Consider the following 316-nt stretch of genomic DNA (forward strand, 5'->3'; position numbering starts at 1 on the left):
GCCCAGGCTGGCCTGGATTACTACAACCACAACCTCGACACCTCGCCGGAGTTCTACGGCAGCATCATCACCACCCGCACCTACAGCGAGCGCCTGCAGACCCTGGCCTACGTGCGCGATGCGGGGATGAAGATCTGCTCCGGAGGCATCCTGGGCATGGGCGAATCGCTGGACGACCGCGCCGGCCTGCTGATCCAGTTGGCCAACCTGCCCGAGCACCCCGAGTCGGTGCCGATCAACATGCTGGTCAAGGTTGCCGGCACGCCGCTGGCCGAGGAAGAGGACGTCGACCCATTCGATTTTATCCGCATGCTGG

At 64.2% G+C, this 316-nt stretch carries 1 protein-coding gene; it reads left to right on the forward strand.

Annotated features, from left to right (window positions below):
• Nucleotides 1-316: radical SAM protein (locus SB786_RS35895; RefSeq protein ID WP_410731530.1), on the forward strand; the 316-nt coding region annotated here is incomplete at both ends.

Origin of the sequence: Burkholderia sp. SIMBA_062 (assembly GCF_046534765.1) — a bacterium.
GTDB lineage: Bacteria > Pseudomonadota > Gammaproteobacteria > Burkholderiales > Burkholderiaceae > Burkholderia > Burkholderia ambifaria.